Annotated in this window: 12 protein-coding genes; 7 read left to right on the forward strand and 5 right to left on the reverse strand. The window is 69.6% G+C overall.

Annotated features, from left to right (window positions below):
* The first annotated feature begins 23 nt into the window (after positions 1 to 23).
* A complete protein-coding gene (locus tag INR38_RS04340) occupies positions 24 to 1,043 on the forward strand; it encodes an NADPH:quinone oxidoreductase family protein (protein WP_207442915.1) in 1,020 nt (339 codons plus the stop codon).
* Positions 1,040 to 2,047, forward strand: a complete 1,008-nt coding sequence (locus INR38_RS04345; protein WP_034397674.1) for a tripartite tricarboxylate transporter substrate binding protein — start codon at positions 1,040 to 1,042, stop codon at positions 2,045 to 2,047. The genes INR38_RS04340 and INR38_RS04345 overlap by 4 nt, the downstream gene beginning before the upstream one ends.
* A 10-nt stretch (positions 2,048 to 2,057) precedes the next feature.
* Here INR38_RS04345 and INR38_RS04350 read toward each other — a convergent pair whose 3' ends face one another.
* The 5 genes from INR38_RS04350 to INR38_RS04370 all read right to left on the reverse strand — a co-directional run bounded on the left by INR38_RS04350 (position 2,058) and on the right by INR38_RS04370 (position 7,429).
* Complete coding sequence (locus INR38_RS04350; protein ID WP_013800084.1) at positions 2,058 to 3,266, reverse strand: acetyl-CoA C-acetyltransferase; 1,209 nt, start codon at positions 3,264 to 3,266, stop codon at positions 2,058 to 2,060.
* A 35-nt stretch (positions 3,267 to 3,301) separates the two neighbouring features.
* Positions 3,302 to 4,603: an acetyl-CoA hydrolase/transferase C-terminal domain-containing protein gene (locus INR38_RS04355; protein ID WP_207442914.1), complete on the reverse strand. Its 1,302-nt coding sequence runs from the start codon at positions 4,601 to 4,603 to the stop codon at positions 3,302 to 3,304.
* A complete protein-coding gene (locus INR38_RS04360) occupies positions 4,600 to 5,397 on the reverse strand; it encodes an enoyl-CoA hydratase/isomerase family protein (protein WP_012202133.1) in 798 nt (265 codons plus the stop codon). Before INR38_RS04360 ends, INR38_RS04355 begins: the two co-directional genes overlap by 4 nt.
* 51 nt (positions 5,398 to 5,448) lie before the next feature.
* Positions 5,449 to 6,342, reverse strand: a complete 894-nt coding sequence (locus INR38_RS04365; protein ID WP_097204682.1) for a MaoC family dehydratase — start codon at positions 6,340 to 6,342, stop codon at positions 5,449 to 5,451.
* A 169-nt stretch (positions 6,343 to 6,511) separates the two neighbouring features.
* Positions 6,512 to 7,429, reverse strand: a complete 918-nt coding sequence (locus INR38_RS04370; protein WP_207442913.1) for an SDR family NAD(P)-dependent oxidoreductase — start codon at positions 7,427 to 7,429, stop codon at positions 6,512 to 6,514.
* A 207-nt stretch (positions 7,430 to 7,636) separates the two neighbouring features.
* On the opposite strand from INR38_RS04370, the gene INR38_RS04375 reads away from it, so the two are divergent.
* From INR38_RS04375 to INR38_RS04395, 5 genes are all read left to right on the forward strand, one after another.
* Positions 7,637 to 8,545 (forward strand): MaoC family dehydratase N-terminal domain-containing protein, encoded by a 909-nt coding sequence (locus INR38_RS04375; RefSeq protein WP_207442912.1) that lies wholly within the window; start codon positions 7,637 to 7,639, stop codon positions 8,543 to 8,545.
* Between the two features lie 190 nt (positions 8,546 to 8,735).
* Positions 8,736 to 9,902, forward strand: coding sequence for an acyl-CoA dehydrogenase family protein (locus INR38_RS04380; RefSeq protein WP_012202137.1), 1,167 nt, complete (start codon positions 8,736 to 8,738; stop codon positions 9,900 to 9,902).
* A gap of 10 nt (positions 9,903 to 9,912) precedes the next feature.
* A complete protein-coding gene (locus INR38_RS04385) occupies positions 9,913 to 11,115 on the forward strand; it encodes a CaiB/BaiF CoA-transferase family protein (protein ID WP_013800090.1) in 1,203 nt (400 codons plus the stop codon).
* 41 nt (positions 11,116 to 11,156) lie between these two features.
* Positions 11,157 to 12,521 carry an MmgE/PrpD family protein gene (locus INR38_RS04390; RefSeq protein WP_097205500.1) on the forward strand — a complete coding sequence of 455 codons (1,365 nt, stop codon included), beginning with the start codon at positions 11,157 to 11,159 and terminating at the stop codon, positions 12,519 to 12,521.
* Positions 12,522 to 12,624: 103 nt separating this feature from the next.
* Positions 12,625 to 13,632: a tripartite tricarboxylate transporter substrate binding protein BugD gene (locus INR38_RS04395; protein WP_207442911.1), complete on the forward strand. Its 1,008-nt coding sequence runs from the start codon at positions 12,625 to 12,627 to the stop codon at positions 13,630 to 13,632.
* Positions 13,633 to 13,646 lie beyond the last annotated feature (14 nt).

Below are 13,646 nucleotides of genomic sequence, written 5' to 3' on the forward strand. Positions count from 1 at the left end.
CGGACACCTCCCCGGACACCTCCATGCAGGCCCTGGTCTGCCATCAATTCGGCGCGCCGCACGAGGTGGTCAGCCTGCAGTCCATGGACCGGCCCGGCCAGCCCCTGGGCGCGCACCAGGCGCGGATTGCCGTGGCCTACGCCAACGTCAGCCACGCCACGGGCCTGCTGATCGAGGGCCGCTACCAGCGGCGCCCGCCGCTACCCTTCGTGCCCGGCACCGAAGGCGTGGGGCGCGTGCTGGAATGCGGCAGCGCGGTGCAGCACCTGCAGCCCGGCGATGCCGTGGCCTTCATTGCCGACTGGGGTGCCTTTGCGCAGGAAACGGTGGTGCATGCGTCCACCGTCTACCGCCTGCCTGCGGGCATGCCCTGGCTGCAGGCCCTGCCCATTCCCCTGTCCTACGGCACGGCCTACACGGCCCTGCACTGGCGCGCGCGCCTGCAGGAAGGCGATGTGGTGCTGGTGCTGGGCGCCGGCTCTGGCGTGGGCGCCGCGGCGGTGGAAGTGGCCCGGCAGACGCCCGGCGTGCAGGTCATCGCCTGCGCCAGCACCGAGGCCAAGCGCGCCGATGCGCTGCGCCGTGGCGCGCACCAGGCAGTCACCCCGCAGGACCTGGCCGCCCAGGTCAAGCAGGCCACGCAGGGCCGGGGCGCCTCCGTCGTCTTCGACCCCGTGGGGGGCGATCTCTTGCTGCAGGCACTGCGCGCGGCCGCGCAGAACGCGCAGCTGCTGAGCGTGGGCTTTGCCAGCGGCACCATCCCTGCCGTGCCCATGAACCTGGCCCTGGTCAAGAACCTCACGCTGCACGGCTTCTTCTACGGCCGCTACATCGGCTGGACGCCGGCCGATGAGCGCCAGGCCTTCGCGGCGCAGCTGCAGCCCGTCATTGCCACGCTGCTCGACTGGGCTGCCCGGGGATGCATCCATCCACAGGTCAGCCAGGTCTTCGCCATGCATGAACTGCCGGCTGCGCTGGATGCGCTGCACGGCCGCAACGTGACCGGCAAGCTCGCACTCGCCATTCAAGGAGACAAGGTATGACAACGCAACGCACAGGCCCCGCGCTTTCCCGCCGCACCCTGCTGGGCGCCGCGGCGGCGCTGGCCGCATGGAGAACGGCGGGCGCGCAGCCATCCGCCGGGGCCCAGGGCTATCCCAAGGCGCCCATCCGCGTCGTCGTGCCCTATCCACCCGGCGGGCCTACCGACGTGGTCGGGCGCGTGGTCACCACGCGGCTGGGCGAGGCGCTGGGCCAGCCCCTGGTCGTGGACAACAAGGCTGGCGCCAGCGGCATGGTCGGCGCGGCCCTGGTGGCCAAGGCGCCGGCCGACGGCTACACGCTGCTGGTCAACGCCTCCATCCACGTCATCAACCCCTACGTCTATGCCAGCGCGCCCTATGACGCCTTCCGCGACTTCGAGCCGGTCACGCAGCTGGTCGATGTCCCCCTGGTGCTGGTCGTGGGCAGCCAGCTTCCGGTGCGCAATGTGCAGGAGCTGATCGCCTGGGCCAAGGCCCATCCCGGGCAGGTGAACTTCGGCTCTGCCGGCAATGCGTCGTCACAGCACCTGTCGGGCGAGCTGTTCCGCCTGAAGACCGGCGCGCAGATGCAGCATGTGCCCTACAAGGGCAGCTCGCCGGCCCTGACCGACCTGATGGGCGGGCAGATCCAGCTCATGTTCGACTCCATGCCCTCGGCCATGCCCTTCATCGCCTCGGGCCGGCTGCGTGCGCTGGCCGTCACCTCGGCCAGTCGCTCGCCCTCCCTGCCCGATGTGCCCACCATGGAAGAGGCCGGCATGCCGGGCTTTCGCACCAGCACCTGGTACGGACTGTGGGCGCCGAAGAACACGCCCCAGGACGTGGTGCAGAAACTGTGGACCGAGTCCCGCCGCGTGCTTGCCGAACCCCAGATCGCCGCGCAATACCGCCGCCTGGGCGCCGAGCCCGTGGGCTCCACGCCCGCCGAGTTCGCGCGCTACATCCAGGCCGAAGCCCGCAAGTGGGAAGAGATCGTGAAGGCTTCGGGAGCGCGGGCGGATTGAGGCGGGAAGCTCACACCCGCTCGAACACCGCCGCAATCCCCTGGCCGCCGCCGATGCACATGGTCTCCAGCCCATAGCGGCCCTTGCGGCGCTCCAGCTCGTGCAGCAGGGTGGCCAGGATGCGCACGCCGGTGGCGCCGATGGGGTGGCCCAGGGAGATGCCGGAGCCGTTGACGTTGAGCTTGTGGTCTATGGCGCCCTGGTCGTTCCACTCCCAGCCCTTGAGCACGGACAGCACCTGGCAGGCAAAGGCTTCGTTGAGTTCGACCAGGTCCATCTGGTCCAGCGTGAGGTTCAGGCGCGCCAGCAGCTTCTTGACGGCGGGCACGGGGCCTATGCCCATGTGTGAGGGCTCGCAGCCTGCGGCGGCCCAGCCCACCAGGGTGGCCATGGGGGTGAGGCCCAGTTCGGCCAGCCTGTCCTCGGCCACGATCAGGCAGGCGGCGCTGGCGTCGTTCTGCTGGCTGGCGTTGCCGGCCGTGACCGTTCCATTGGGCATGAGCACGCGCAGCTTGCCCATGCTGTCGGTGGTGGCGTCGGCGCGAAAGCCTTCGTCGCGCGTGAACAGCACGGGGTCGCCCTTGCGCTGGGGCACCTTGACGGGGACGATCTCGTCGGCGAAGCGGCCCGCCTCCCAGGCCGCGGCAGCGCGCTGGTGGCTGCGCACGGCGTAGGCGTCGGCTGCCTCGCGGCTGATGCCGTAGTCGCGCGCCAGGTTCTCGGCGGTCTCGATCATTCCCGAGATCTTGCCGAAGCGCTCCACGGGCTGGGAGCGCTCGCGGCCGCGGTCCAGTCGGTCGTAGAAGCGCACATTGCCCGAGCGCGCACCCCAGCGCATGTCGGTGCTGTAGTACTCGATGTTGCTCATGCTTTCCACGCCGCCTGCGATCACCACGTCGGCGGCGCCGCTTTGCACCATCATGGCCGCCGTGGCCACGGCCTGCAGGCCGCCGCCGCAGCGCCGGTCCAGCTGCATGCCCGGCACCGTCACCGGCAGGCCGGCCTGCAGCGCGGCCCAGCGGCCCACGCAGGGCGTCTCGCTGCTGGCGTAGGACTGGGCGAAGACCACGTCGTCGATGCGTGCGGGGTCGATGCCGCTTTTCTCGACCACGGCGCGCACCGTGGTGGCGGCCAGCTCCTCGACCGATACCGGCCGCAGGCTGCCGCCGAAGGTGCCCACGGGCGTGCGAAGGGGGGTGACGATGGCGGCTCTGCGCATGGTGTTGTCTCCTTGGGAATCAGTGGATCAGTGGATCAGGAAAAGGCTGCGCCGCATTGGCGCAGCAGGGTATGTGCCTGTTGTTCCAGGTCGGCGCGGTGCTCCGGTGCCGCGATGTCGATCAGCCGTTTCACGCGGCGCGACAGCGTCTGGCCGCGCAGGTCGGCCACGCCGTGTTCGGTGACGATGAGGCCGGCATCGCTGCGCGGCGTGCTGACGGGGCCGGACAGCCGCGCAACGATGCGCGTGGCACCCCTGGCCGTGGCGGGCAGGGCGATGATGGGCAGGCCGCCGCGGCTGCGTGCCGCGCCGCGCAGAAAGTCCACGGCGCCACCCACGGCGCCCACATAGACGCCGCCTGCCACTTCGGAATTGATCTGGCCCGTGAGGTCCACTTCCACCGCCGAATTGATGGCGGCCAGCCTGTGGCTGGCGGCCAGCACCTCGGGGTCGTGCGTGTAGCGCGTCTCGCGCAGTTGCAGGGCGGGGTTGCGGTGGGCCCAGCGCCTGAGCGATTCGCCTCCCATGAGGATGCCGCCAATGCCCACGCCGCGGTCCTGGCTCTTGCGCGCGTGGGTCAGCACGCCGGCTTCGGCCAGGGCTGCAATGCCGTCGCCCACGGCGCCGCTGTGCAGGCCCAGGTCGCGGTGGCCGTGCAGGGCGGCGAGCACGGCCTCGGGCAGGTTGCCCACGCCCACCTGCAGCGTGGCACCGTCTTCGATGAGGGCGGCCACATGGCCGGCAATGGCCTGCTCGGCAGGGCCGGGCGCGCTGCGCGCCTGGTCCAGCGGAGGGTGTTCGGCATCGACCAGCAGGGCGAAGTCGCCGGCCTGCAGGTGCAGGCTGCCGTGCGTCCACGGAATGGCGGGGTTGACCTCGCCGATCAGCACGCGCGCCTTGCGTATGGCGGCCGGCAGGTATTCATGGACCAGGCCCAGGCTGTAGCGGCCTTGTGCATCGGGTGGCGAGACCTGGAGCAGCACCACGTCGGCAGGCAGCAGGCCCTCGTCGATCAGGCCGGGCAGGTGGGAGTAGTGGCTGGGCAGGATGTCCAGCACTCCGGCCTGGGCCAGCGCGCGGTGGGGGCCGCCGGCCGCGTAGCCGAAGAAGTCGATGGCGTCGGCATGCGCAGGTTGCAGCGTGTCCGATGCGCCCATGCCCACGAAGACGCGCAGCCGGCCCCGGCCACCGTGCCGGGCCAGTGCATGGCGGTGCGCGACCACGGCGCGCGTGAGCGTCAGCGGCTCGGCCGTGGCCTGGCCCCACCACAGGGTGTCGCCGGGGCGGATCAGGGCCTGCAGCCTTTCTTGCAGGGCGTCCGGCGACAGCACGCTCATGGCGCGCGGTCCCAGTCGAAGCGCGTGGGCTGCTTGTCCTTGAAGCGCTGCACCGCCTCCTGGTGGTAGTCCGAGCCGCGGCACATCGTCTGGGCATAGGCTTCCAGCTCGGCCATGGCGCGTGCGTCCAGCTCGAAGGCCTGGTTCATGGCCGTCTTGGCCATGCCGATGGCGGCCGTGGATGCCTCGCCGAAGCGCCGCGCCAGCGCCACGGCGGCGGCCTGCAGGGCCTCGCCGTCTTCCACGATCTCGTAGACCATGCCCAGCGACCTGGCTTCCTCGGCCTGCACGGTGCGCGCGGTGAAGACCAGCTCCTTGGCCTTTTGCAGGCCCACGATGCGCGGCAGCATGTGCATGGCGCCCAGGTCGGGCACCAGGCCGATGCGGCCGAACACGGCGCAGAACTTCGCGCGCCGCGTGCACAGCACGAAGTCGGCGGCCAGCGCCAGGCTCAGGCCTGCGCCGAAGGCCGGGCCGTCCACGGCGGCGATCACGGGCTTTTCGAGGTTGACCAGCTCGGGGAACCACTGGTGCAGGCTGCGCATGCGCTGGCGCCAGGGCAGGCCGGCCTGGCTGGCATCCATCATCTGGCTGATATCGCCGCCCGAGCAGAAGGCGCCGCCCGCGCCCGTGAGGATGACGGTGTGCACCTGCGCGTCATCGCGCATCTGCGCCACGGCGGCGGCCAGGGCCGGGCGCATGGCCTGGTTGAGCGCGTTGCGGGCCTCGGGCCGGTTCAGCGTGATCGTGCCTATGCCGTCCTGGACGGAGGTCAATACGGGGGAGGTGTTCATGGGAACTCCAGGGCAGGGGGAAGGAGCGGCCTCTTGCGAAGCCGCCGTGCATCAGGCGAGTTCGGCGTAGCCGTGGCTGAGCACGATCTTGTCGCGTTCCAGCACGCGGGCGCGCAGTTGAAGCTGGCAGGGCTGGTCGGGCGTGCGCCAGATCTCGGTGACCAGGGTTTCGCCGGGATAGACGGGAGCGGTGAAGCGCACATCCAGCGCCTTCAGGCGCGCGGGATTGCGGTCGCCGCATTGGCGCAGCACGGCATGGGCCACCAGGCCGTAGCTGGCCAGGCCATGCAGGATGGGCCGCTCGAAGCCGGCCTTGCGCGCCACGGCCGGGTCGGCATGCAGCGGGTTGTAGTCGCCCATCAGGCGGTACAGCAGCGCGGCCTCGGGGCGTATGGCCTGGGTGTCGGTGAAGTCGGGCGCGCGGTCCTCCGGCGTGGGGCGCAGCGGCGCCAGGGGCGCGTCGCTTGGCTGGCCGCCGTCCAGCAGGCTGTAGCCGCCATCGCCGCGCAGAAAGCTGACCTGCTGCACGGTGGCCAGCAGCTCGCCGCCGGCGGTCTCCAGGCGCCGCTCGGTGACCATGATGGCGCCCTTGCCCTCACCCTTGTCCGTCAGGTGCGTGATTCGGTTGTGGCCCACCACGTCGGCGCTGGCCGGCAGCGGGCGGTGCAGCCGCATGCGCTGCTCGCCATGCAGCAGCTTCACCCAATCGATGCCCGTATCGGCCTCGCGCGCCCAGAAGCCCGGGTAGCCCAGCACCACGGCCTGCGAGGGCAGGGCGCGCAGCCCGCCGGGCGCCCCTTCGTAGAAAAAGGGCAGGGCCGCATCCGACAGCGGATCGCTGCCCAAGCCCAGGCTCAAGGCATAGAGCATGGTGTCGCGCTCGCCATAGTGCTGGCGCACGGGCTCGAAGGGGCGCTGTTTCAGATGCTGATAGCTGATGGCCATCACGGTTCCTCTCAGTGTTTGATTGCGCTGGCGCGCTTCAACCCTCGCAACTGGCGCGGCCCGACTCAGGGACACCGAGGAAGGGCCGCCCCGCACCGAGGGTGTCGTCCCCCTCCCTCGCGAAGCGAGTAGAGAGGGGGAAGGCGCGTAGCGCCTCAGGGGGTGTCGTTCAAACAGGGTCCCAGCTGAAGACATCTGCCGAGCGGTCCAGGGGGACGAACGATGCCTTGAGCGCAGGCATGCCGTGCTCGGCAATGAACTGGGGCGACCAGCCCTCGCTGCGGTGCACCGAGCGCAGCGGGCGCGGCTGGCTCATGACGAAGATCTCGTTGTTGCGCACGGCGAAGACCTGGGCGTTCACGTCGCTGGCCGCGTCGGACAGCAGGTAGACAGCCAGCGGGGCGATCTTGTTGGGCGTCATCTGCTGGATCTTGGCCACGCGCGCCTGCTGCTCGGGCGTGTCGGTGGGGATGGAGCCGATCATGCGGCTCCAGGCGAACGGCGCGATGCAGTTGGAGCGCACGTTGAACTTCTGCATGTCCAGCGCGATGGACTTGGACAGGGCCGTCAGCCCCAGCTTGGCGGCGCTGTAGTTGGCCTGGCCCAGGTTGCCGATCAGGCCCGAGGTCGAGGTCATGTGCACGAAGGCGCCGCTTTCCTGCTCCTTGAAATGGTTGGCGGCCGCGCGGCTCATGTAGTAGCTGCCGTACAGGTGGACCTTGATGACGGCGTCCCACTCGTCCAGGCTCATCTTGTGGAAGAACCGGTCGCGCAGGATGCCGGCGTTGTTGACCACGCCGTCGATGCGGCCGAAGCTGTCCACGGCGCACTGCACGATGCGGGCCGCGCTGGCGGCCTCGGCCACGCTGTCGGTGTTGGCCACGGCCTGGCCGCCTGCGGCCTTGATCTCATCGACCACCTTCTGCGCCGGGCCGGCGTCCGTGCCCTCGCCCGTGGTGGAGGTGCCGATGTCGTTGACCACCACCTTGGCGCCCTCGGCCGCCATGGCCAGCGCCATGTCGCGCCCGATGCCGCCGCCGGCACCCGTCACCACCACTACCTTGTCCTGCATCATTTTCTGCGCCATGGCCTGTCGTCCCCGTTCAGTGTTCGTTGGAAAGAAGTCGGGACCAAGGATGCCGGCAAACGCCGCACCGCGCCATTCGCCAATCACAAGGGCGGACTTCGCGGGAATGAAAGCAGCGGCGGACAGGCCGCGCCGGCCCAGCCTTCAGCGCGGCCAAAGGCTTGCTTAAGAAAACGCGGATTGCGGGCCGCCGCGCTTGCACCGACCATGGCGGCCATGACAGACAAGCAAGCTACCGACACCCTCGACGCCGCCGCGCTGGCGCACCTTCAGTCCTGGCAGGGCCGCAGCGAAACCCTGGCAGACAGCATCACGGCCGCGCCCGTGGCCGCGCTGTCGGCCACGCTGGACCGGGAAGACCCCGAGCCCGCCGACGGCACGGCGCTGCCGCCGCTGTGGCACTGGATGTACTTCCTGCCCCATGCACGCCAAAGCGAGCTCGGCCCCGACGGCCACCCGCGCCGTGGCGGCTTTCTGCCGCCCGTGCCGCTGCCGCGCCGCATGTGGGCCGGCGGGCGACTGCGCTGGGAGGCAGGCAACGCGCTGAAGGTGGGCCAGAAGGTGCAGCGCCGCTCCACCATCGGCTCGGTCAGCCACAAGAGCGGCCGCTCGGGCGAGCTGCTGTTCGTGCTGGTCGAGCATGCCTACAGCAACGACCAGGGCCTGGCGCTGACCGAGGAGCACGACATCGTCTACCGCGCCGCTGCCCAGCCCGGCGATCCCGCGCCCACGCCCCAGAAGCCGCCGCTGGACGGCCAGCAAACCTGGTCGCGCACCATCGTTCCCGACGACGTGCTGCTGTTCCGCTACTCGGCCCTGACCTTCAACGGCCACCGCATCCACTACGACCGCCGCTATGTAACGGGTGTCGAAGGCTATCCGGGCCTGATCGTGCACGGCCCGCTGATCGCCACGCTGCTGCTGGACCTGCTGCGCCGCGAGCTGCCCCAGGCGCGCGTGCTGTCCTTCGAGTTCAAGGCCGTGCGCCCCACCTTCGACCTGCATGCCTTCAGCGTGCACGGCAAGCCTTCTGCGGACGGCAAGACCGTCGAACTCTGGGCGCAAGACCACGAGGGCTGGCTGACCATGACCGGCACGGCAAGTGTCTCCCCCTGAGTCGCTTCGCGCCTTCCCCCTCTCTACCCGCTTCGCGGGGGAGGGGGACGACACCCTCGGTGCGGGGCGGCCCTTCCTCGGTGTCCCTTGCTTTGGGCGGCGCCGGCTTTGGCTCCCGCTGCGATAACTGAATTGGTATTCAACACATTCCGCGCTGTGAAGGCGCTGACCATAAAGCCTTGAGACCACCATGATCGAACACACGCTTTCCAACAATTTCCCCGAAATCCGCGACGCCATCCGTGCGCTGTGCGCCGAGTTCCCCGACGAGTATTTCCGCAAGATCGACGAGCAGCGCGCCTATCCCGAGACCTTCGTGGACGCGCTGACCAAGGCCGGCTGGCTGGCCGCGCTGATCCCGCAGGAGTACGGCGGCTCGGGCCTGGGTCTGACCGAGGCCAGCGTGATCATGGAAGAGATCAACCGCTGCGGCGGCAACTCGGGCGCCTGCCACGGCCAGATGTACAACATGGGCACGCTGCTGCGCCACGGCTCGCAGGCGCAAAAGGAGAAATACCTGCCGCGCATCGCCTCGGGCGAATGGCGCCTGCAGTCCATGGGCGTGACCGAGCCCACCACGGGCACGGACACCACCAAGATCAAGACCAGCGCCGTCAAGAAGGATGGCCGCTACGTGGTCAACGGCCAGAAGGTCTGGATCAGCCGCGTGCAGCACAGCGACTGGATGATCCTGCTGGCGCGCACCACGCCGCTGGCCGAGGTGAAGAAAAAGAGCGAGGGCATGTCCATCTTCATGGTGGACCTGGCCGAGGCGCAAAAGAGCGGCCTGACCGTGCGCCCCATCCCCAACATGGTCAACCACGAGACCAACGAGCTGTTCTTCGAGAACCTGGAAATCCCCGAGGAGAACCTGATCGGCGAGGAAGGCAAGGGCTTCAAGTACATCCTGGACGGCCTCAATGCCGAGCGCACGCTGATTGCGGCCGAATGCATTGGCGACGGCTACTGGTTCCTGGACCGCGTGACCAACTACGTGCGCGACCGCAACGTGTTCGGCCGCCCCATCGGCCAGAACCAGGGCGTGCAGTTCCCCATTGCCGATGCCTTCATCGAGGTCGAGGCCGCCAACCTCATGCGCTGGAAGGCCTGCGAGATGTTCGACGCCAACCAGGCCATGGGCGCCCAGGCCAACATGGCCAAGTACCTGGCGGCCAAGGCCAGCTGGGAGGCGGCCAATGCCTGCATCCAGTTCCACGGCGGCTTCGGCTTTGCCTGCGAATACGACGTGGAGCGCAAGTTCCGCGAGACGCGCCTGTACCAGGTGGCGCCGATCTCCACGAACCTGATCTATTCCTACGTGGCCGAGCACATCCTCGGTCTCCCGCGTTCTTTCTGAAGGCTCGCGCATGACACAGCAACGCCTGAGGCCCCTGGACGGCACCACCGTCGTCTCGCTGGAACATGCGGTGGCCGCACCGTTTTGCACGCGCCAGCTGGCCGACCTGGGCGCGCGCGTGATCAAGGTCGAGCGGCCCGGCAGCGGCGACTTTGCGCGCGGCTATGACCAGCGCGTGCAGGGCCAGTCCTCGCACTTCACCTGGATCAACCGCAGCAAGCAGAGCCTGGCGCTGGACCTCAAGCAGGACGAGGCCATGCAGGCGCTGCTGCAGCTGCTGGAGGGTGCCGACGTGCTGGTGCAGAACCTGGCGCCCGGGGCGGCCGCGCGCATGGGCCTGTCCTATGCGGCGCTGCGCGAGCGCTTTCCGCGCCTCATCGTCTGCGACATCAGCGGCTACGGCGCTGACGGCCCCTACCGCGACAAGAAGGCCTACGACCTGCTGATCCAGAGCGAGGCGGGCTTTCTCTCGGTCACGGGCACGCCCGAGGTGCCGTCCAAGGCCGGCATCTCGGTGGCCGACATCGCGGCCGGCATGTATGCGTACACCAACATCCTGTCGGCCCTGCTGCTGCGCGGGCGCACGGGCGAGGGCAGCCACATCGACGTGTCCATGCTGGAGGCGCTGGGCGAGTGGATGGGTTACCCCATGTACTACGCCTTCGACGGCGCGCCGCCGCCGCCGCGCACCGGCGCCTCGCACGCCAGCATCTATCCCTACGGGCCGTTCGAGGCCGGTGACGGCGGGACGGTGATGCTGGGCCTGCAAAACGAACGCGAGTGGAAGCTCTTTTGCGAACAGGTGCTGCTGCAGCCCGCGCTGGCCACGGATGCGCGCTTCGACAGCAACGCGCGCCGCAACGCCAACCGCGAGGAGCTGCGCGCGCTGATCCTGGGCGTGTTCAACGCGCTGGATGCCGCCCAGGTGGTGCAGCGGCTGGATGCGGCCGGCATTGCCAATGCGCGCGTCAACGACATGGCCGGCCTGTGGGCCCATCCCCAGCTGGCCGCACGCCAGCGCTGGTGCAGCGTGGACACGCCGGCCGGACCCGTGCAGGCCCTGCTGCCCCCCGGTGCCAACAGCGCCTTCGACTACCGCATGGAGGCCGTGCCCGCCGTGGGCGAGCACAGCGCCGCCATCCTGGCCGAGCTGGGCTGGAGCGCCGAGCGCATCAGTGCCCTGTGCCCGCCCCCGGGAAAAACCGCCCCCTGAAACCAGGGCGCATGCCCAAGAATGCGCCGGAGACCCAACCCATGAAAAACGACACCCAAGTGAGCATCCATCCGCTGGCCCAATTCGCTGCCTCGCTGCGCTGGGACGACGTTCCCGCCGCCGTTCAGCAGCGCGCCGAAGACCTCTGGGTGGACTGGTTCGGCTCCGTGCTCGCAGGCCAGGGCGCGCGCCCCGTGCAGAGCATCACGCGCTTTGCGCTGTCCCAGGGACCGGCGCAGGGGCCTAGCGAGATCCTGGGCAGTGCCGACACCACCTCGCCCATGATGGCGGCCTTGGCCAATGCCGCGGCCTCGCATGTGGCCGAGCAGGACGATGTGCACAACGGCTCGGTCTTCCACCCCGCCGCCGTGGTTTTCCCGCCCGCGCTGGCCGTGGCGCAGAGCATCGGCGCCAGCGGCGCCGAGCTCATGGCCGCCTGCGTGGCCGGCTATGAGGTCGGCATCCGCGTGGGCGAGTTCCTGGGCCGCAGCCACTACCGCATCTTCCACACCACGGCCACGGCCGGCACCCTGGCCGCCGCGGCCGCCGTGGGCCGGCTGCTGGGCCTCACGCCCGCGCAGATGCAGCATGCCTTCGGCTCGGCGGGCACGCAGTCGGCAGGGCTGTGGGAGTTCCTGCGCACGGGCGCCGACAGCAAGCAGCTGCACACGGCGCATGCGGCCGCTGCGGGCCTGATGTCGGCCTATCTGGCCCGGGACGGATTCACCGGTGCGCAGGACATCTTCACCGGGCCGCAGGGCCTGGCGGCAGGCATGTCCACGGACGCCGATCCCACGCGCCTCACGGACGGCATCGGCACGCGCTGGGCCACGGCCGAGACCTCGTTCAAATGGCATGCCTCCTGCCGCCACACGCACCCGGCCGCCGACGCGCTGCTGCAGGTCATGCAGGACCACGGCCTGGCCCCCGCCGACCTGGCGCAGGTCACCTGCCACGTGCACCAGGGCGCCATCGACGTGCTGGGCCCCGTGGTCGATCCCGGCACGGTGCACCAGAGCAAGTTCTCCATGGGCACGGTGCTGGCGCTGGCCGCGCGCCACGGCCATGCGGGCCTGGACGAGTTCGACAACGAATACCTGGCCGCCACCACCGTGGCCCTGCGCGAGAAGGTGGGCATGGTGCTGGACCCCGAGGTCGATGCCGCCTACCCGCAGCGCTGGATCGGCAAGGTCACCGTGCTCACCACCGATGGCCGCACGCTGCACGGCCGTGTGGAAGAGCCCAAGGGCGATCCGGGCAACACGCTGTCGCGCGAGGAGATCACGGCCAAGGCGCTGCGCCTGATCGCCTATGGCGGTGCCCTGCAGGACGACGCCGCACAGGCCGCTGTAGCGCGGCTGTGGCAGATCGCGCACTGGCCGCGCGTGCAGCGCCTGCTTGACTGAGTTCTTGACTGAGTTTTCGCGCCGGCCCCGGCCGGCGAATCCATGGGAAAGGCGCCACCACAGAGCGCCTCCCGCTTCCACCAAAGTGCACAGGAGACAAACCATGCAACGCACCACTTCTTTCCGCCGCCGCCTCGTTTACGCAGCGGCCGCCGCCTGCGCCCTTGCCGCCGGCGGGACGACCACCGGCGCCCTGGCCGCGGCCTGGCCCGAGAAGCCCGTCGTCCTCGTCGTGCCCTACAGCGCTGGCGGCCCCACCGACGTGGTGGCGCGCCTGCTGGCCGTGCCCATGGGCCAGGTGCTGGGCCAGAGCGTGCTGGTCGAGAACACCGTGGGAGCGGGCGGCACCATTGCGCCCAACCGCGTGGCCAAGGCCAAGGCCGACGGCTACACCATCCTCATCCACCACATGGGCATGGCCACGGCGCCTGCGCTGTACAAGAAGCTGCCCTATGACCCGCTCAAGGACTTCGAGTACATCGGCCAGGTGCTGGACGTGCCCATGACCCTGCTGTCGCGCAAGGACTTCCCGGCCAACACCTTTGCCGAGCTGCTGGACTACGTGAAGAAGAACCAGGAGAAGGTCTCGCTGGCCAATGCCGGCATCGGCGCCGTCTCCCAGCTGTGCGGCATGCTGTTCATGCACCAGGCGGGCGTCAAGCTCACCACCGTGCCCTACAAGGGCGCAGGCCCGGCCATGAACGACCTCATGGGCGGCCAGGTGGACCTGCTGTGCGACCAGACCACGCAGACCGTGCCCGTGATCAAGGACGGCCAGCGCGCCAAGGTCTTCGGCGTGACCACGCCCAAGCGCCTGTCCTCGCTGCCCGACATCCCCACGCTGGACGAGCAGGGCCTCAAGGGCTTCGACGTCAAGGTCTGGCACGGCATGTACGCGCCCAAGGGCACGCCCAAGGAGGTGGTCATGGCCATCAACAAGGCGCTGAACGTGGCCATCAAGGACGAGAACGTCAAGAAACGCATCGCCGAACTCAGCTCCGACCTGGTCACGCCCGACAAGGCCACGCCGGAAGGCCTGCGCACCCACCTGCAGGCCGAGGTGGCGCGCTGGGACAAGGTCATCAAGGCCGCAGGCGTCTCGGCCGAATAAACCGCTCTCCCAAG

The sequence above is a fragment of the Delftia sp. SD018 genome (assembly GCF_017355445.1).
Classification (GTDB): domain Bacteria; phylum Pseudomonadota; class Gammaproteobacteria; order Burkholderiales; family Burkholderiaceae_C; genus Comamonas; species Comamonas acidovorans.